17 protein-coding genes are annotated in these 18902 nt (G+C 72.5%); 10 read left to right on the forward strand and 7 right to left on the reverse strand.

The features are described 5' to 3' along the window. The first annotated feature begins 91 nt into the window (after nt 1-91). The gene (gene ctaD, locus ACQP1S_RS05820) at nt 92-1849 is read left to right on the forward strand and encodes an aa3-type cytochrome oxidase subunit I (RefSeq protein ID WP_432903830.1); all 1758 of its coding nucleotides are present in this window, start codon (nt 92-94) and stop codon (nt 1847-1849) included. A gap of 830 nt (nt 1850-2679) precedes the next feature. Here the strand turns inward: ctaD and ACQP1S_RS05825 are convergent. The 5 genes from ACQP1S_RS05825 to ACQP1S_RS05845 all read right to left on the reverse strand — a co-directional run bounded on the left by ACQP1S_RS05825 (nt 2680) and on the right by ACQP1S_RS05845 (nt 8576). Continuing rightward, complete coding sequence (locus ACQP1S_RS05825; RefSeq protein ID WP_432903833.1) at nt 2680-3900, reverse strand: MFS transporter; 1221 nt, start codon at nt 3898-3900, stop codon at nt 2680-2682. A gap of 64 nt (nt 3901-3964) precedes the next feature. Then, the gene (locus ACQP1S_RS05830) at nt 3965-4546 is read right to left on the reverse strand and encodes an isochorismatase family protein (RefSeq protein ID WP_432903836.1); all 582 of its coding nucleotides are present in this window, start codon (nt 4544-4546) and stop codon (nt 3965-3967) included. 70 nt (nt 4547-4616) lie between these two features. Then, nucleotides 4617-5903, reverse strand: a complete 1287-nt coding sequence (locus ACQP1S_RS05835) for a nicotinate phosphoribosyltransferase (RefSeq protein WP_432903839.1) — start codon at nt 5901-5903, stop codon at nt 4617-4619. Between the two features lie 16 nt (nt 5904-5919). Continuing rightward, nucleotides 5920-6417: a response regulator transcription factor gene (locus tag ACQP1S_RS05840; RefSeq protein WP_432903842.1), complete on the reverse strand. Its 498-nt coding sequence runs from the start codon at nt 6415-6417 to the stop codon at nt 5920-5922. Then, the gene (locus ACQP1S_RS05845) at nt 6369-8576 is read right to left on the reverse strand and encodes an AAA family ATPase (protein WP_432903845.1); all 2208 of its coding nucleotides are present in this window, start codon (nt 8574-8576) and stop codon (nt 6369-6371) included. The genes ACQP1S_RS05840 and ACQP1S_RS05845 overlap by 49 nt, the downstream gene beginning before the upstream one ends. Before the next feature lie 196 nt (nt 8577-8772). Between ACQP1S_RS05845 and ACQP1S_RS05850 the strand changes: the two genes are divergently transcribed. From ACQP1S_RS05850 to rdgB, 9 genes are all read left to right on the forward strand, one after another. Further along, the gene (locus ACQP1S_RS05850) at nt 8773-10338 is read left to right on the forward strand and encodes a hypothetical protein (protein ID WP_432903847.1); all 1566 of its coding nucleotides are present in this window, start codon (nt 8773-8775) and stop codon (nt 10336-10338) included. Nucleotides 10339-10471: 133 nt separating this feature from the next. Further along, complete coding sequence (clpS, locus tag ACQP1S_RS05855) at nt 10472-10762, forward strand: ATP-dependent Clp protease adapter ClpS (RefSeq protein ID WP_091251593.1); 291 nt, start codon at nt 10472-10474, stop codon at nt 10760-10762. A 120-nt stretch (nt 10763-10882) separates the two neighbouring features. Next, nucleotides 10883-11377: a DUF2017 domain-containing protein gene (locus ACQP1S_RS05860; protein ID WP_176739142.1), complete on the forward strand. Its 495-nt coding sequence runs from the start codon at nt 10883-10885 to the stop codon at nt 11375-11377. A 55-nt stretch (nt 11378-11432) separates the two neighbouring features. Then, complete coding sequence (locus ACQP1S_RS05865; protein ID WP_091251597.1) at nt 11433-11921, forward strand: Mov34/MPN/PAD-1 family protein; 489 nt, start codon at nt 11433-11435, stop codon at nt 11919-11921. A gap of 61 nt (nt 11922-11982) precedes the next feature. Next, the gene (locus tag ACQP1S_RS05870; protein ID WP_432903852.1) at nt 11983-12378 is read left to right on the forward strand and encodes a MoaD/ThiS family protein; all 396 of its coding nucleotides are present in this window, start codon (nt 11983-11985) and stop codon (nt 12376-12378) included. A gap of 11 nt (nt 12379-12389) precedes the next feature. Continuing rightward, nucleotides 12390-13355, forward strand: a complete 966-nt coding sequence (locus tag ACQP1S_RS05875; RefSeq protein WP_432903855.1) for a PLP-dependent cysteine synthase family protein — start codon at nt 12390-12392, stop codon at nt 13353-13355. Between the two features lie 194 nt (nt 13356-13549). Then, entirely contained in the window at nt 13550-14296 is a 747-nt protein-coding gene (locus ACQP1S_RS05880) for an MBL fold metallo-hydrolase (protein WP_432903858.1), read from the forward strand. A 53-nt stretch (nt 14297-14349) separates the two neighbouring features. Then, the gene (gene rph, locus ACQP1S_RS05885; RefSeq protein WP_091251607.1) at nt 14350-15078 is read left to right on the forward strand and encodes a ribonuclease PH; all 729 of its coding nucleotides are present in this window, start codon (nt 14350-14352) and stop codon (nt 15076-15078) included. Then, the gene (gene rdgB, locus ACQP1S_RS05890) at nt 15075-15689 is read left to right on the forward strand and encodes an RdgB/HAM1 family non-canonical purine NTP pyrophosphatase (protein ID WP_091251610.1); all 615 of its coding nucleotides are present in this window, start codon (nt 15075-15077) and stop codon (nt 15687-15689) included. Before rph ends, rdgB begins: the two co-directional genes overlap by 4 nt. A gap of 395 nt (nt 15690-16084) precedes the next feature. On the opposite strand, the gene hutH is transcribed toward rdgB, so the two are convergent. Further along, nucleotides 16085-17623 carry a histidine ammonia-lyase gene (gene hutH / locus ACQP1S_RS05895; protein ID WP_432903862.1) on the reverse strand — a complete coding sequence of 513 codons (1539 nt, stop codon included), beginning with the start codon at nt 17621-17623 and terminating at the stop codon, nt 16085-16087. After that, nucleotides 17611-18846, reverse strand: a complete 1236-nt coding sequence (locus ACQP1S_RS05900; protein WP_432903865.1) for an amidohydrolase family protein — start codon at nt 18844-18846, stop codon at nt 17611-17613. The genes hutH and ACQP1S_RS05900 overlap by 13 nt, the downstream gene beginning before the upstream one ends. Nucleotides 18847-18902: the final 56 nt, after the last annotated feature.

An 18902-nucleotide genomic window follows, 5' to 3' on the forward strand; every position in this document is an offset into this window, starting at 1 on the left:
TGCGACCTACCGGGGACTAACATCCTTTCGGATGACGGCTCGCAGCTGACAGCGCGTGCCGAGCGGGACAACCGAGAACCGGAGGCCATTCGTGACCACCGTCGCACCCAAGCCGGTCGTGACCCGGCCATGGCCGGTCCGAGAGCCGGTCAAGGGGTCGGCCATCGCGCGGCTGCTGCGCACCACGGACGCGAAGCAGATCGGGATCATGTACATGGTCACCGCGTTCGTGTTCTTCATGGTCGGCGGCCTGATGGCCCTGGTCATGCGAGCCGAGCTGGCGCGACCGGGCCTGCAGTTCCTGTCGCCGGAGCAGTACAACCAGCTGTTCACCATGCACGGCACGATCATGCTGCTGTTCTTCGCGACGCCGATCGTGTTCGCGTTCGCCAACTACGTCGTGCCGCTGCAGATCGGCGCCCCCGACGTCTCGTTCCCCCGGCTGAACGCCTTCGCCTACTGGCTGTACCTGTTCGGCGGCACCATGGCCACCGCCGGCTTCCTCACCCCGGGCGGCGCCGCGGACTTCGGCTGGACCGCCTACACCCCGCTGAGCACCATGGAGCACTCGCCTGGTGTCGGCGCGAACATGTGGGTGGTCGGCCTGGCCATCTCCGGTCTGGGCACCATCCTCGGCGCGGTCAACCTGATCACCACGATCCTGACCCTGCGCGCGCCCGGCATGACCATGTTCCGGATGCCGATCTTCACGTGGAACATGCTGGTCACCAGCCTGCTGGCGATCCTGGTCTTCCCGCTGCTGGCCGCCGCGCTCTTCGCGCTCGCCGCCGACCGCCTGCTCGGCGCCCACGTGTACGACCCGGCCACCGGCGGTCCGATGCTGTGGCAGCACCTCTTCTGGTTCTTCGGCCACCCCGAGGTCTACATCATCGCGCTGCCGTTCTTCGGCATCATCACCGAGGTCATCCCGGTCTTCTCGCGTAAGCCGATCTTCGGTTACAAGGGCCTGGTGGCCGCGACGATCGCGATCGCCGCGCTGTCGATGAGCGTCTGGGCGCACCACATGTTCGCCAGCGGCCAGGTGCTGCTGCCGTTCTTCAGCTTCCTGAGCTATCTGATCGCCGTGCCGACCGGGATGAAGTTCTTCAACTGGATCGGCACGATGTGGCGCGGCCAGATCACCTTCGAGACGCCGATGCTCTTCGCGCTCGGCTTCCTGGTCACCTTCCTCTTCGGTGGTCTCACCGGGGTGATCCTGGCCAGCCCGCCGCTGGACTTCCACGTGCACGATTCCTACTTCGTGGTGGCGCACTTCCACTACGTGCTCTTCGGCACCATCGTGTTCGCCGTCTTCGCCGGCATCTACTTCTGGTTCCCGAAGATGTTCGGCCGGATGCTCGACGAGCGGCTGGGAAAGATCCACTTCTGGCTCACCATGATCGGCTTCCACACCACGTTCCTGGTGCAGCACTGGCTCGGCGCGGAGGGTATGCCCCGCCGGTACGCCGACTACCTGCCCAGCGACGGCTTCACCACGCTCAACATGATCTCCACGATCGGGGCGTTCATCACCGGTATCTCGACCCTGCCGTTCATCTGGAACTGCTGGAAGTCGTACAAGACCGGGCCGGTCGTCGAGGTGGACGATCCGTGGGGCCACGGCAACTCGCTGGAGTGGGCGACCAGTTGCCCGCCGCCGCTGCGCAACTTCGACCGGATGCCCCGGATCCGTTCGGAGCGCCCGGCATTCGACGCGAAGTTCCCCGAGCTGGCCGCCGGCCAGAGCCTCGCCGGCCCGCCGGAGGGTGGTGCCAAGCCGCTGACCAGCGCGGTCAACGGTGGCGCCAGCTACCAGGAGGACACGTCCGGGAACCTCGACCAGCGCTGACGCCCGACCCAGACCGCCGAAGGGCACCGCACCCCACCCGGGGCACGGTGCCCTTCGCCGTTTCCGGGTGCCACGGGGCAGGTCCGGTCGCTGTTCTGTGCCTGCCGGAATCCGCGTTTGCGCAGCGCCCGGGTTCCGCTGGTGCAGGGCTTCCCGGCCGTTGCGCTGGTGCGGGCCTCCTGCCCGCTGTGCTGGTGCGGGGCTTCCTGCCCGTTGTGCTGGTGCGCACCGCCCTGTCCCGGGCCGGCACCCAGCGGGGACCGCAACGCCGCCCGCAGCGACGTCGCGAGCCTCGCTGAGGAGCTGAGGAGCTGAGGAGCTGAGCGAGATCGTCGCGAAGTGGGGCGACGAGCGGTGCAACGGCCGTCCCTCGCCTCGCCGGGCCTCCCGCTGGGTATGGAACCCGTCGGGTGACACATTCTCGATGGGGCTCTATGCCCCAGGAGCATAACTATGACGCTGAGGCATAAGGCTCATCAGCAGACGTGTGGGGTCACGGCGCAAGGTGCCGACGTGGAGTTGGCCGGCGAGGTGGTCGGTTTCGCGACGGCGGGGCGGTTCGTGACGACCCGCGCACCATCGGGAACGGCGGTGTCTCCCGGGTGGAGAATCTCGATGCCGAGCGCACCCATGGGGGTTGGCCCCGATGATCGCGGCAATCTCCTTGTCGTGGCAGCGCACGCCGACCACGGCCCACCGCCGCCCTGACGCGACCCGGCCGCGGTGGGCGGTGGTGGCTCACGCGGTCGGTGCCTCGGCGCGTCGGCCGGGACGAGGGCGTGGGCGACCAGGGCGTGGGCGACCAGGGCCGCCAGTCGGCGGTGGTGGCCTCACACGGTCGGTGCGGGTGCCGGGGTGGGCGCGGTCGGTGCCGGGGTGGCGGGCGAGCGGCGGTGCCGCAGTTCCAGCGGGAGGACCACGAGGGTCACCAGCAACCCCACCGCCCCGGTGACCGCGAAGCCCCAGAGCGGCACCGAGGCGTCGATCACCGCGCCGGCCAGGGGAGCGCCGAGCGCGATGCCGACCGTGGTGGCGGAGCCGTGTAGACCCATCGCCTCACCGCGTACACCGGCGGGAGCGAGCCGGCTGACCGCGTCGGCGGTGGCGGCGATGGTGGGGGCGCAGAGCGCACCGGCGGGGAGCAGGGCCAGGCAGAGCAGCCACCAGTGACCGCCGCCCAACCCGACCGGGATGGTGCAGAGGCTGAGCAGGGCGGCCAGGGCCAACGGAGAGAAGGACCGGCGGACCGCGCCGTACGCGAAGCCGCCGATCAGCGACGCGACCGCCCAAGCGGTGAGCACCGCACCGGTCCAGCCGACCTCGCCACCCGCCCGCAGCACGGCCACCACCGCCACGTCGGTGCCGCCGAGCACCAGCGTGGCGGCGGCGCTCACCGCGAACACGGCGAGCAGGCGGCTGGTCAACCACTGCCGCCTGGGCACCCGGGGCTGCGGGCCGGCCGGCTCCTCGGCACCGCGGGTCGGCGGGTTGAGCAGCCAGAGGGCGATGCCGGCGCCGACGATGCCCGCGCCGACCGCCCAGAGGGTGACCCGGGGGGAGACGGCGGTGGCCAGCGCCACGGCCAGCGCCGGCCCGATCATGAAGGACAGCTCCATCGACATCGAGTCCAGCGCGTATGCGGGGCGTCGGCGGGACGCCGGCACCAGCGCGGCGATCGACTGCCGGATGACCGAGAAGACCGGCAGCGCGAACAACCCGGCCACGAACGCGGCGGGCAGCAGCAGCGGCAGGCTCAACGTCGGGGCGCTCGCCCAGAAGACCGCCTCGACGGCGGTGGTCACCGCGACCACCGGACGCAGGCCGCGCCGGTCCACCAACCGGCCGAGCAGGGGTGAACCGATGGCCGCGCCGGCGACCGACGCGGCACCGACCAGGCCGGCGGCACCGTAACCCCGGCCCAGCTCCAGCACCACGAAGAAGGTGAGCGTCACCCCCGTCGCGGTGAGCGGGATGCGGGCCAGCACCGCCACCAGCAGCAGGGCCCGCAGACCGGGCTGGGCCAGGGCCTGCCGGTAAGGCGTCAACGTCATGATGCTCCGTACCTCCGGCGGTCATCCTCGACCGGGGGTACGACATCGGCAAGTGATTACCGGCTCATGCGGCGTTGATCACCGGCGCACCGTGCATGGTGACCCCGGCACCGTCCATCGCCCGCAGCGCCACGTCCAGCGTCGCCGGCGCGACCGCCGCCGTCAGGTCGAGCAGCACGGTGGTGGCGAAGCCCTCCCGCGCGGCGTCCAGGGCGGTGGCCCGCACGCAGTGGTCGGTGGCGATGCCGACCACATCGACCCGGTCCACGTCGTGCCGGCGCAGCCAGTCGGCCAGGCACTCACCGTCGTCGGCGTGCCCCTCGAACCCGGAGTACGCGGCGGCGTGCTCGCCCTTGTGGAAGATCGCCTCGACCCGGTCGGTCGCCAGGCCGGGGTGGAACTCGCTGCCCGAGGTGCCGACCACGCAGTGCCGGGGCCACGACTCGACGTAGTCCGGCGGATCACCGAAGTGCGCCCCCGGGTCGACGTGGTAGTCCTTCGTGGCGACCACGTGGTCCCACCGCTGCGGCGCGTCCGCCAACAGTCCGGAGATGCCGGCGGCGACCCCCGCACCCCCGGCGACGGCGAGTGACCCGCCCTCGCAGAAATCGTTCTGCACGTCCACGATGATCAGCGCGTTGGCCATCGGTGTCCCCTTCCTCCCCGCTCGCCAGCACGATTCAGCCGGCTGGTACGCCCCAGCCTGCCAGGACGACTCAACCTGCCGGTACGACGGTGACCGGGATCGCCGGATCGCCCGCGGAGAGCTTCAACCCCTCCCACGGGATGGAGATCAGGCACTGGCGCAGGTGCTCGCGGGACTCGGCGATGCTCGGCAGGACGACCGGTTCACCGTCGACCACGAACGAGTGCTGGAGCAGCCGGTCGTTGGCCTGCCGGTCCGGCACCCCCTGCGAGACGACGACCTCCTCGGTCGCGGTGCCGGTGGGCTTGTGCCGGCGCACCGCGACCTTCCGGCCGCCGATGGTGCCCTTGTTCTCGGACCGCTTGACCACCGGCCGCCCGTCCACCTCGACCAGCTTGTAGACCAGGCTGGCGGTGGGTGCGCCGGAGCCGGTGACCACGGCCGTGCCCGCGCCGTACATGTCGACCGGTTCGGCGGCGAGCGCGGCGATGGCGTACTCGTCGAGGTCACCCGACACGATGATCTTGGTCTCGGTGGCGCCGAGCGAGTCGAGCAGCTCCCGGGACTGCTGGGCGATGACCGCGAGGTCGCCGGAGTCGATCCGGACCGCCCGCAGTTGCGGCCCGGCCACCTCGATGGCGGTCCGGATGCCCTGGCTGATGTCGTACGTGTCGACCAGCAGCGTGGTGTCCCGGCCCAACGTGGCGACCTGCGAGGCGAACGCCGTCTGCTCGTCGTCGTGCAGCAGGGTGAACGCGTGGGCGGCGGTGCCGGCGGTGGGGATGCCGTAGCGCTGGCCGGCCGCCAGGTTGGAGGTGAACCGGAATCCGGCCAGGTACGCCGCCCGTGCGGCGGCCACCGCCGCCTCCTCGTGGGCCCGCCGGGAACCCATTTCGATCAGCGCCCGGCCCCGGGCTGCGGTGACCATCCGGGCGGCTGCCGCAGCCACCGCGCAGTCGTGGTTGAGCACCGACAGCACCAGCGTCTCCAGCACCACACACTCGGCGAACCCCCCGGAGACGGTGAGGATCGGCGAGCCCGGGAAGAACAGTTCGCCCTCGGCGTACCCGTCGATATCGCCGGTGAAGCGGTAGTCGGCCAGCCACCGGGCGGCCGGTTCGTCCACCACCCCGGTCCGGAGCAGGAACTCGACCTCCTCCGGGGTGAACCGGAAATCCTTGATCACGTCGATCAGCCGGCCGGTCCCCGCGACCACCCCGTACCGGCGTCCGGTGGGCAGCCGCCGGCTGAACACCTCGAAGGTGCACCGGCGGTCGGCGGTGCCGTCCCGCAGGGCGGCACTGACCATGGTCAGCTCGTAGTGGTCGGTCAGCAGGGCGGGGCGAAGGTGGCTCACCAGCCCAGCCTAGAGTTCACCGGGTCCGGCCGCCGTCGTGGCCCGGGATCGACCGCAACGCCGCGCCCAGCTCACCGCGACCGGTGATGCCGAGCTTGCTGTAGACCCGCTGGAGATGGTTCTCCACCGTCCGGGGCGACAGGAACAGTTGACCCGCGATGGCCCGGCTGGTCACCCCGGCGGCGGCGAGACCGGCGATCTCCAACTCCCGGTCGCTCAGTGTGGGGCGTAGCCCGTCCAGCGCCGGGGTGCGGATCTGGTCGCAGCGGGTGAGCAGGGCGGCGAGCCGTTCGTGCGCGGCGGCGGCGGACGTCGACCGGTCCCGCCGCCACCCACGCAGCGCCATCGCCGTGGCGTCCACCGCCCAGACCGTCAGGTCGAGTTTCGCGAATTCGTCGGCCACCTCCAGCAGGGCCGCCCCGTCCCGCTCGGCCGCTGCTCGCGCATGCCGGGCGAGCAGCGGCGTCAGCACCCCGTCGACGGTCTCGGAGAGTTCCGCCAGCCGCTGCGCCACCGTACGCCGGTTGCCGTCGGTGCAGGTCGGCCCGACCGGGGCGGCGGCCTGGCCGAGCCGGACCAGGTCGTGCAGGACCAGCACCTCGTGCCCGGCGAAGCCGTCGGCGCGCAGCCGGTCGGCCGACTCGCAGAGGTGCCTCGTCGCCCCGGGCAGGTCGCCCCCGGCCACCAGCACCGCGCCCCGGGCCTGCTCCAGCCAGGGTTGGAGCACCGCCATCCCGGGGGCCTGGGTCCGGTCGGCCTCCGCCATCGCCGCCACCGCGGTCGCCACGTCACCGCGCAACACCGCCGCCTGGGCCCGCTCGGCGTGGGCCAGGCCCGCGAAGACCCGGCTGGTGGCGAGCACGGCGCAGGCGTCGAGGCTGGCCTTGAGCGCGTCGTCGCCACGACCGCGCAGCCGCGCCGCGTACGCCTGGAGGATGGACAGGTAGCCGGTGCCGAGCCGGAAGTCCCCGGCGCCGGCCTGGTCGGCGAATTCGTCGGCCGCGATGGCGTCGATGCCGGCCAGGTGCCCCGGGCCAGCTCCATGGCCAGTTGCAGGTACGGCATGTCGACCCGCCAGTTTGCCGCCTCCGCCTGCACCCGGTCGATCGCCGTGGCGCTGGCCCGGAACCGGCCGCGCACCGCGTCGGCATGGGCGATCGTGGACCGGGCGAGTTCCCGGGCCGCGACGCTGGCTGCCGGCCGGTCCAGCACCGACCGGCCGAGTCGCAGCGCGGCGTCGACGTCCAGGCCGTGCAACCGCATGATCGCCTCGAAGGCGCGGACCCGGGCCTGGTGCCCGGGATCGCTCAGGGACTGCCCGGCCGCCGCGATCGTGTCCACCGTGGACTCGTCGCTCAGCCCCCAGTAGCTGACCATCCCGCGTACGGTCAGCCACCGGCTGCGGCGCTGCTCACAGGCGATGTCACCGGCCACCGCGTCGAGCACCCCGATCGCCTCCGCCGGCCGGTCGCCGAACATCAGGATGGTGGCGAGAAGTTCGGCGGCGTCGTAACCGCCGTCGGCGTCGAGGGCCGCGCGGGCCAGTCGGGTGGCCAGCGGCACGTCGTACCGGGTGAACGCCTGGACGGCCGCGTGCAGCAGCAGGGCCGGGTCCTGGGCGGTGCCGGAGTCCAGCCGCCACACCGCGACCCGCAGCAGGTCGCCCCGGCGGCGGGTGCCGACCAGTTCCAACCGTTCGGCGAGCTGGGCCTTGAGGCGGCGGGTCCGGCTGACCGGGCAGCGTCGGCGGATCACCTCGCCGTAGAGCGGGTGGGCGAGTCGGACGTCGACCCGCCGGTCGTCCGGCACGACGGTGATCAGGCCGCGTTCCTCGGCGACCTCCACGTCGGCCTGGTCGGCGGCCTGGTCGAGCAGCCGCAGGCCGAGCGGTTCGCCGAAGGCGACCAGCTCCACCACCGCCCGGACGCCGGGCTCCAACTGCCCGATCCGGGTGTCGATGAGGTCGGTGAGGCTGGGGGCCAGCTCCAGCCGCCCGGTCCACCGCCACACCCCGTAGGTGCGGACCAGTTCGCCGCCGGTGGCAGCGGCCAGCACCAGCTCCCGCAACAGCAGCGGATTGCCGGCGGAGAGCCGGAACAACCGTTCGGCGGAACCGGCGTCGACCGGCCCGGCCAGGATGGCGGCGAGCAGACCGGTGGTCTCGCGCGGGCCGAGCGGGGCCAGTTCGGCGTGCGCGACCAGATCGTCGGTCCACAGTGCGCGGATGGGCAGCGGGATCTGCTCGCCGCTGCGCAGCGTCCCCAGCACCGTGGTGTTCTCGGCACGGGCGAGCAGGTGGACCAGCGCCGCCGAGGGCGGATCGAGCAGGTGGGCGTCGTCGATGGCGAGCACGATGCGCCGCCCGGCCGCCTGCTCCTGGAGCACCTCGACCCCCCAGCGGAGCACCCCGGCGGGGGAGAGGCCCGGCGGTTGCTCGGCCGGCAGCACCGGGGCGAGCCCGCCGAAGGGCAGTGCCGCGGTGGCGGTGCTGGCCGCGACGAACGACAGCGCGTACCGGTCGGTGGGCAGTGCGGCCACTCCCTCGCGCAGCAACCGGCTCTTGCCGATGCCCGCGCTGCCGCTGAGGAAGAGCCCGTGTCCCTGGCCCTCGTGCACCGCTGCCAACAGACGGGTGAGTTCATCCGTTCGGCCGACGAAACTCCACCGACTCATCCGAGCAGCATATCGATGTAAATCGGTCCGGAGGGGCCTGGTCACGCTGCGAAGTTGAGTAATGTCGCAGTTGCCGCTGAGTATCCGAGATGTTCCGGCGGAACCGGGTGCGCCCCGTAACCTTCCGTCAGCCAAACGTCACCGATCTGACGTCCTACGCGGGTGCAGACCGTCGCCCGCGTCAAGCGGAGGCCGCATGAAGCTCGGACCACTCCCCGGGGTCGACATGACCGACGACCCGTCCGACGATCCCGGTACCGCCGGGCCGCCCCGTCGGGGCCCGTTCCCGCACCACCTCCGGGTCGCCGAAGTCCACCCCGACGAACCACTCACCGTGGTCGCCGCCGGCCCCGCCGGAGCGGCCCGCCGCGAGGTGCTCGCCGCGCTGCTCGCCATTCCCGCCGGGATGCTCGTCGTACCGGCGGGCAGTTGCCTGCTGGTCCGGCACGCCCGGGTCGCCACCCGGGCGGCGTACGTGCCCGGCTACCGCCAGCCCCATTCCTACGGCGCAGACCAGGCGGCGGCCGGTCCGGCGCTGGCCCGGGCACCGCGCCGGGTGGAGTTGAGCCTGCCGGAGCCGCTGCTGCGGCACTTCGCCGTGCTCGACACGCCGGACACCGACACCCTGGGCGTGGCCGGCGGGCGGGTCCTGCTGGACGCGGTGGTCCGGTCCGGCGCGCTGCTCTTCGTGATCGGCGCCGACCAGACCCTCACCGCCGCCGAGCTGCACCTGCTCGCCGAGGTGGCCCGCGCGTCGGTGCGGGTCCTCTTCGTGGTCACCCCCGGAGCGGGCGGCTGGGAGGCATCGGAGGCGGTGGCGACGGACGGCACGGGGGTGTCCGTCCCGCCGCCCCCGGTCGGGCCCGCCGTCGGCCCACCGGTCGACCCGGTGGCGGTGACCGTCGCGGCGCACCGGGCCACGCTGCTGGCCACGGTGCCGGCGCTGGCCGGGGCCGACTGGTTTCCGGTGCACCGGGGCGAGCACCCGGCGCTGCGCCGGGCGCTGGTCGGCTGGGCCGCCGCCGAGGGGCTGCGCCGGGCGAGTTCCCGGTCGCCCGAGCCACCCGGCACGCACGGGCGGGTGCCGGTGGTCGCCGACCCGCCCGGCGACGACTGGGCCGACCGGTTGGAGCGGCAGACCCGGGCCTGCGCCCGTGCTGTCGGTCAGCACCTCGCCCTCGAACTGGCCGCCATCCACCTGCGCGCCGTCCAGGAGATCGTCTTCGGGGTGGGCTGCGCGGGCCTGCCGCAACTGCTCGACCGGGAGCTGGAGGCGCTCTCTCTGCTCGCCACCGACCAGCAGGACCGGGCCGCCCGGGAGATCATCGAGGGTGCCGCCGCCCAGGTCTTCGGCGCACCGCTGCCCGAGGGGGTGCGCCACCGGATCGGCGCCGCCGTCCGGTGGGGGCTGGCCGACCATCCGTCCGGTCGGGAGCTGGACCGGGTGCTCCTGGTCACCAGAACCGCCGGGGTGGCGTTGCTGCCCGGGGCAGGCGCGTTGGACGCGTTGCCCGGTCATCCCGGCGCGTTGCGTGCCGAGGTGCTGCCGCCGATCGGGATCGCCCTCTCCGGCGGGTGCTGGCAGCACTGGCGCAGCCCCGGCAACGACGATTCGAACGCCGCCCGGTCCTGGGCGCAACGGGCGCTGCGGGAGGTCGAGTTGGAGGTGTCCCGTGAGGTGACCCGGCGGTTCGAGGCGCTGCGGCTCTCGCTCGACGGGGTCCTCTCCGACGCCCTCGACCACGGCATCCTGCTCGCCTGAGCCGCCGAGGGTCCCCGTGGGTATTCCCGCCGTGTCCGTACCCTGCCCGGTTTCCGCAGCTCGGGAGGGTGATCCACGCCGCCCCGGCGTTCCGGTTCATCGGATCGCCACTTCCGGTGGCACGATGGGGGGCATGGCGGCTCCACAGGTTGCACCGGTCGAGACGCCGGACACCGATGAGGTGCCGGTCGCGGACCGGCAGTGGGTGACGATCGTCTGGGACGATCCGGTCAACCTCATGACGTACGTGACCTGGGTCTTCCAGAAGCTGTTCGGTTACAGCCGGGAGAAGGCCGAGAAGTTGATGCTGGACGTGCACCACAAGGGTCGGGCCGTGGTGTCCAGCGGCGCCCGGGAGCGGATGGAGCACGACGCGTCGCAGTTGCACGCGTACGGCCTCTGGGCAACGGTGGACCGGTCGTGAGCGCGAGGAGTGAGCCGGTGTTGCGAGCCCCGCAGTCGCGAACCGAGGCGGTCCGGTGAGCGCGAGGAGTGAGCCGGGCCTGCGAGCCCCGCAGTCGCGAACGGAGGCGAAACGGTGAGCATGTTCCGTCGCCAGGGCGGCCGTTACGTGGCGACCTTCGCCGTGGACGAGGTCCGGGTGCTGCGCAAGGTCGCCAGTGAGGTGGTCGGTCTGCTCACCGACGGCTTCGACCACACCGACCCGGTCGTCGGCCGACTCTTCCCCGACGCCTACCCGGACGATCCGGCCGGTACGGCGGAGTTCCGCCGTTACACCGAGGGCGACCTGAAGACCGCCAAGATCGACCAGGCCGGCGCGGTGCTGGCCGCGCTGCCCGACTCCGCCGGGGGCGAGGTGCGGCTGGACGCCGAGGCGGCCGAGGCGTGGTTGCGGGCGCTCAACGACGCCCGGCTCGCGATGGGCGTCCGGTTGGAGATCAAGGACGGCACCGACCTGGGCGAGGAGCTCGACGACGCGGTCGCTGAGGACCCGACCTCGTCCCGGGTGTTCCAACTGTCGGTCTACGCCTATCTGGGTTATCTCCAGGAATCCCTGCTCAACGCCTTGATCGACTGAACTGTGACGGTCACCGCCTCGCCGGTTCCGGCAGACGGGCGCTAGGCTGGTCGACGTGCTGAGCATCGACCGGTCGATCGTCGAGGCGATCGTCGCCCACGCGCGCCGGGACCACCCGGACGAGGCGTGTGGGGTGGTCGCCGGACCCGTCGGCGGCGACACCCCGACCCGGCACATCCCGATGGACAACGCGGCCCGCTCGATGACGTTCTACGAGTTCGACTCGATGGAGCAGTTGCGGGTGTGGCGGGAGATGGACGACCGCGACGAGGAACCGGTCGTCATCTACCACTCGCACACGGCCACCGAGGCGTACCCGTCCCGGACGGACGTCGCCTTCGCCGGTGAGCCGGGCGCGCACTACGTGCTGGTCTCCACCCGCGAGCCGGACACCGAGGAGATCCGGTCCTTCCGGATCGTCGACGGTGTGGTGACCGAGGAGCCGGTGCGGATCGTGGACGCCGGGGTGGACCCGCACGCGGTCCAGTCCTACATGTTCGGGCAGAGCCCGGCGACGGTCGACTACGAGTGTTCCGGTAGCTGACCTTCAGCTCCGCGCACCCTTCCCGTCCGGCACCGAGGCACACCCGATCAAGGAGTACGTCATGGCCATCGAGGTTCGCATCCCCACCATCCTGCGCAGCTACACCGGCGGCGCGAAGGTCGTCGAGGGCGCCGGGGACACCCTGAGCGACCTGCTCACCGACCTGGACTCCCGGCACGCCGGCCTGAAGGCCCGGCTGGTCACCGACGCCGGTGCGCTGCACCGTTTCGTCAACGTCTACGTCAACGACGAGGACGTCCGGTTCCTGGGCGCGCTGGACGCCAAGCTCAGCGACGGCGACAGCGTGACCGTGCTGCCGGCAGTCGCCGGTGGGGCGTTCGGCTTCGCCGCCGCTGCGGCGATCAGCCAGCACCGTGCCGCCACCGCGGCGCTCAGCCAGCACCGAGCGACCACCGCGTCGGTGGCGGCTCGGCGCGCGGCCGTCGCCCCCCGCTGAGGGCGGGCGTCATGGCGCGGTACGACAGCCTGCTCGACGCCTGCGGCGGCACCCCCCTGGTGGGGTTGCCCCGGCTCTCGCCGACGGTGCCCGACGGGGTGCCGCCGGTGCGGCTCTGGGCGAAGCTGGAGGACCGGAACCCGACCGGCAGCATCAAGGACCGCGCGGCCCTGTTCATGGTCCGCGCGGCGGAGCAGGCCGGCCGCCTCCGCCCCGGGGACACCATCCTGGAGCCGACCAGCGGCAACACCGGTATCTCGCTGGCCATGGTGGCCAAGCTGCGCGGCTACCGGCTGGTCTGCGTGATGCCGGAGAACGTCTCCACCGAGCGGATCCAGCTGCTCCGGATGTACGGTGCGGAGATCATCTTCTCGTCGGCGGCGGGTGGCTCGAACCAGGCGGTCGCCACCGCGAAGCAGATCTCGGCCGATCATCCGGACTGGGTGATGCTCTACCAGTACGGCAACGAGGCCAACGCGCGGGCGCACTACGAGACCACCGGGCCTGAGCTGCTGCACGACCTGCCCACCATCACGCACTTCGTGGCGGGCCTGGGCACCACCGGCACCCTGATGGGCACCGGGCGGTTCCTGCGGGAAAAGGTCGAGGGCATCCAGGTGGTGGCGGCCGAGCCGCGCTACGGCGAGCTGGTCTACGGCCTGCGCAACATCGACGAGGGTTATGTCCCCGAGTTGTACGACGCGACGGTGCTCAACCGCCGCTTCTCCGTCGGCACCAGGGACGCGGTGCTGCGTACCCGGCAGTTGGTGGAGGTGGAGGGAATCTTCGCCGGCTTCTCCACCGGGGCGATCCTGCACGCCGCCCTGGCCGTGGCGCACGAGGCGGTGCGGGACGGTCGACGGGCCGACGTCGCCTTCGTGGTCTGCGACGGCGGTTGGAAGTACCTCTCCACCGGGGCGTACGGCGGCACCCTCGCCGACGCCGAGGGCGCCCTGGAGGGGCAGCTCTGGGCCTGACCCCACCGGGTGGGCCGGCCGACGGACCGTCGGCCGGCCCCGTGGGTGTCGCGTTGATGACAACTTCCAGAAGATGATTCTTGCCCTGCCGTAGCTGCGCGTAGGCTGCGCAGCGTGGCGTACGCGTCGGTTGAGATCACCAGCGCTGCTGACCCCGGCGTGTCGACTACTCACAGTAATCGTGGGGCGACCGGATGCGGCTGACCGTCCTGGGCTGCGCGGGGAGCTTCCCCGGTCCCGAGTCCCCCTGCTCCGCCTACCTCGTCGAGGCGCAGGGTTTCCGCCTGCTGGTGGACTTCGGGCCGGGCTCGCTGTCCACCCTGCAGCGCTACGCCGGCCTGCACGCCCCCGACGCCATCCTCCTGAGCCACCTGCACTGCGACCACATCCTCGACGCCGCGTCGTACGTGGTGGTCCGGCGGTACGCCCCGGACGGCCCGTACCCGCCGCTTCCGGTATACGCGCCGCCGGGTGCCCCGGACCGGCTCGCCACCGCCTACGGCCAGGACGACAGCAGCGTCGAGGACGTCTACCAGTTCTACGGCCTCCAACCGGGGACCTTCCCGATCGGCCCGTTCACCGTCACCGTCGACCGGGTGAACCATCCCGTCGAGACCTACGGGGTGCGGTTGGAGCACGAGGGCCGGGTGCTCTGCTACTCCTCGGACACCGCCCCCTGCGACGCGCTGCTGCGACTCGCCCAGGACGCCGACGTCTTCCTCTGTGAGGCCAGCTACCTCGACGGGGTGGACAACCCGCCGGACCTGCACCTCACCGGCCGGGAGGCCGGCGAGACAGCCACCAAGGCCGGGGTGGGCCGGCTGCTGCTGACCCACCTGGTGGTGGCCTGGGGCAGCGAGGCGCACACCCTCGCCTCGGCGGCCGGGGCGTTCACCGGACCGCTGGAAGTCGTCCGGGCCGGCGCCACCTACGACATCTGAGCACACCGGGCACCCGGGCATGCGCCGATCATGCGACCGCATAGGGTGCAGGGATGGCACGACCTGACGGGCGGCGACCCGACCAACTCCGACCGGTGACGTTGACCCGGGGCTGGAGCACCCACCCGGAGGGCTCGGTGCTCGTCGAGTTCGGGGGCACCCGGGTGCTCTGCACCGCCAGCGTCACCGAGGGTGTGCCCCGTTGGCGCAAGGGCTCCGGGCTCGGCTGGGTGACCGCCGAGTACGCGATGCTGCCCCGGGCGACCAACACCCGCTCCGACCGGGAGAGCGTCCGCGGCAAGATCGGTGGGCGGACCCACGAGATCTCCCGGCTGATCGGCCGCAGCCTGCGCGCCTGCGTCGACCTGAAGGCGCTCGGGGAGAACTCGATCGTGCTCGACTGCGACGTGCTCCAAGCCGACGGCGGCACCCGTACCGCCTCGATCACCGGCGCGTACGTCGCCCTGTACGACGCGGTGAGCTGGCTGGCCGCCCGCAAGTCGCTGGCCGGCAAGCCGGAGAAGGTGATGCACCGGTCGGTGGCCGCGGTCAGCGTCGGGATCGTCGCCGGTGAGCCGCTGCTGGACCTCTGCTACGTCGAGGACGTGGCGGCCGAGGTGGACATGAACGTCGTCTGCACCGGCGACGGCGACTTCGTCGAGGTGCAGGGCACGGGCGAGGACGGGGTCTTCTCCCGGGCGCAGCTCGACGCGTTGCTGGACGTCGCGTCGTTGGGCTGTCTGGAACTGGCCGAGGCCCAGCGGAAGGCGCTCGCATCATGAACAAGGTCCTGCTCGCCACCCGTAACCGTAAGAAGCTGGTGGAACTCCAGCGCATCCTCGACGGCGCGCTCGGCGCGCACCGGATCGCCCTGCTGGGGCTGGACGACGTCGAGGAGTACCCGGAGCTGCCGGAGACCGGCCTCACCTTCGGTGAGAACGCCCTGATCAAGGCGCGGGAGGGATGCCGGCGGACCGGCCTGCCCACCATCGCCGACGACTCCGGCATCGCGGTCGACGCGCTCAACGGCATGCCGGGGGTGTTCAGTGCCCGCTGGGCCGGGCGGCACGGCGACGACCGGGCCAACCTCCAGTTGGTGCTGGACCAGATCGCCGATCTGCCCGACGCGCACCGGGGCGCGGCCTTCGTCTGCACCGTCGCGTTGGTGCTGCCCGGCGGCAAGGAGCACCTGGTCGACGGCCGTCAGCCCGGCCGGCTGCTGCGCGCCCCGCGCGGCGACGGCGGCTTCGGGTACGACCCGATCTTCCTCGGTGACGGCCAGGACCGCACCAACGCGGAGCTGACCCCGCAGGAGAAGGACGCGATCAGCCACCGGGGCAAGGCGTTGCGCGAGCTGGCGAAGCTGGCCGCCAAGGTGCTCCCCGCCAGCTGAGCCAGCCGTCGACCGACCCGTCGCCCTGCGGGCGTATGCGACGACACCCGGCCGTGGACCGACTCATCGTCGCCGGGATACGCGACGACGCCCGGCCGTCGAGTAAGGAACGGCACCATGACTAGTCACCGAAAGTAGTCTCGGTTAGGCCCCCCACATCTCCACCCGACATCCTTTGCTCTGCTGCTCTCCAGGCGACAGGCACACAGAGTGTTCGCCAGGATTACTGTCCTTGGAATTTGCGTATGGGTTTTCGCTGTTCAAGCGACTGTCGCGTCAGTGGCAGCAGAGCAAAGGGTCTGCATCGGGGTAGTGGCTCTCGGGAGTTTGCTCACGCTCGGTAGCCTGTCGCGGCGAGTCGGCCTTGACTACTGACCGCTACGATCCCGTCAGCGTCAGCTCAGCGGTCCGATCTGCCGTTCGATGGCGGCGCGCAGGTCCGGGCCGGCCAGCACCGACCGGGCCGCCGCCAGCACCGGGGCGAGGAAGACGTCCGGGCCGGGCGCGCCGGCCGCCGGGCCGAGCGCGTCCAGTGCTGCCCGTCCCGCCGGTGACGGCGTCAGCGGCGCGCGCAGTTGCAGGCCCCGGACGGCCGACAGCAGCTCCACGGCGAGCAGGCTGGTCAGGTTGTCCAGCACGGTGCGCAGCTTTTTGGCCCCCGCCCAGCCCATCGAGACGTGGTCCTCCTGCATGCCACTGGTCGGCAGCGAGTCGACCGAGGCGGGCGCGGCCAGCCGGCGGTTCTCCGCGACGATCCCGGCGGCCGTGTACTGGGCGATCATCAGCCCGGAGTTCACCCCGGCGTCGGGGGACAGGAACGCCGGCAGGTCCCGGTTACGGGTCACGTCGAGCAGCCGGTCCACCCGGCGCTCGGCGATCGCCCCCACCTCGGCGGCGGCGATGGCCAGGTAGTCGGCGGCGAAGCCGAGCGGGGCGCCGTGGAAGTTGCCGGTCGACTCGACCCGGCCGTCCGGCAGCACCACCGGGTTGTCCACCACCGAGACCAGCTCCCGGCCGGCCACCGTCTCGACGAAGTCGAGGGTGTCCCGGGCCGCGCCGGCCACCTGCGGGGCGCACCGCATCGAGTACGCGTCCTGCACGGCGTGCGCCAGATCGTCGCGGTGCGAGTCCATCACCCGTGAGTCCTGGAGCAGCCGGTGGATGTTCGCCGCCGAGGCGGCCTGCCCCGGGTGCGGCCGGATGGTGTGCAGCTCGGGCAGGAACGGCCGTTCCGAGCCGAGCATCGCCTCGATGGCCAGCGCGGCGGTCACGTCGGCCATGGCGAACAGGTGCCGGGCGTCCGCGACGGCCAGCAGCAGCATGCCGAGCATGCCGTCGGTGCCGTTGATCAGCGCCAGCCCCTCCTTGGCGGCCAGCGCGATCGGCGCCAGCCCGGCTGCCCGCAACGCGTCGGCGGCGTCGACCTGCTCGCCGGCCGGGCCGCGTACCCACCCCTCGCCGAGCAGCACCAGCGCGCAGTGCGCCAGCGGGGCCAGGTCACCGGACGCGCCGAGCGAGCCGTGCTCCGGCACCCACGGGGTGACGTCGGCGTTGAGCAGGTCGACCAGCGCCTGGGCGACCAGCGGCCGGACCCCGGAGCGGCCCAGCGCCAGCGAGCGGACCCGCAGCAGCATCATCGCCCGGACCACCTCGCGGGGCATCGGCGCACCGATCCCGGCGGCGTGCGAGCGGATCAGCGCGTGCTGCAACTCGGCCCGGCGCTGCGGGGCGACGAACGTGTTCGCCAGCGCCCCGAACCCGGTGGAGACGCCGTACACCGGGCGGCCGTCGGCCTCGATGCCGTCCACGATGGACCGGCTGGTGATCATCGCCTCGACGGCGGCCGGGGCGAGCACGACGTGGGCGTCGCCGCGTGCCACGGCGAGCACGTCGGCGGGGGTGATACCGGTGGGCTGGACGGTCACAGTCGACATTGCGGCACTCCGTTGTGCAGGACCTGGCGGACCAGTGGGACACCCGGCCGGTAGGCCAGGTGCAGGTGGGACGGGGCGTCGAGGATCATCAGGTCGGCGCGTACGCCGGGGCGCAGCACCCCGACGTCGGTGCGGCGCAACGCCCGCGCGCCGCCCGCCGTCGCCGCCCAGACCGCCTCCGCCGGGGTCATCCGCATCTCGCGGACGGCCAGCGCGACGCAGAACGGCATCGACGAGGTGTACGACGACCCGGGGTTGCAGTCGGTGGCCAGCGCCACGGTCACCCCCGCGTCGAGCAGCCGTCGGGCGTCCGGGTACGGCGACCGGGTGGAGAACTCCGCGCCCGGCAGCAGGGTCGCCACGGTGCCTGCCTGGCTGTCCTCGGCGGTCGAGCCGTCCCCGGCGGTCGACCCGTCGGTGGTGGCCGAGTCGGCGAGCGCGTCGATGTCGGCGTCGGACAGGTGGGTGCAGTGGTCGACGCTGGCCGCGCCCAGCTCGACCCCGAGCCGCACCCCCGGCCCCGGGCCGAGCTGGTTGGCGTGCAGCCGCAGGCCCAGCCCGGCGGACTGCCCGACGGTGAGGATGGCCCGCGCGTGGTCGGCGTCGAAGGCGCCCCGCTCGCAGAAGACGTCCACCCAGCGGGCGTACGGCGCGGCGGCGGTGAGCATCGGCCCGCAGACCAGCCCCACGTAGTCGTCGGGCCGGCCCGCGTACTCGGCGGGGACGACGTGCGCGCCGAGAAAGGTGGTCTCGGCGGTCACCTCGGCGGCGATCCGCAGCGAGCGGGCCTCGTCGACGACGGTCAGGCCGTACCCACTCTTGATCTCCATGGTGGTGGTGCCCTGCCGCATGGCCTCGTCGCGCAGCCGGTGCACGGTGTCCCGCAGGTCGTCGTCGGAGGCGGCCCGGGTCGCGCCGACCGTGGTCCGGATGCCACCCCCGGTGTACGGCTCGCCGGCCATCCGGGCCGCGAACTCGGCCGCCCGGTCCCCGGCGAAGACCAGGTGGGCGTGGCTGTCCACGAAGCCGGGCAGCACCGCGCCACCCTCGGCGTCGATCCGCCGGTCGGCGGCCGGCGCATAGCGGGCCGGCCCGATCCAGACGACCCGACCCGCCTCCACCAGCAGGGCGACCCCGCGCCGCAGGCCCAGCGGCCCGTCGCCGCCGGCCGCCGGCACGTTGGTGACCAGCTCGCCGATGTTGTCGACCAACAGGCTGCTCACGCCGCCCCTCCCGCCGCCGGCCGCTGCGCCCCGCGCGCGGGGCGTGGGGTCCCGTG

This window comes from Micromonospora matsumotoense, assembly GCF_050951065.1.
Lineage (GTDB): Bacteria > Actinomycetota > Actinomycetes > Mycobacteriales > Micromonosporaceae > Micromonospora > Micromonospora matsumotoensis.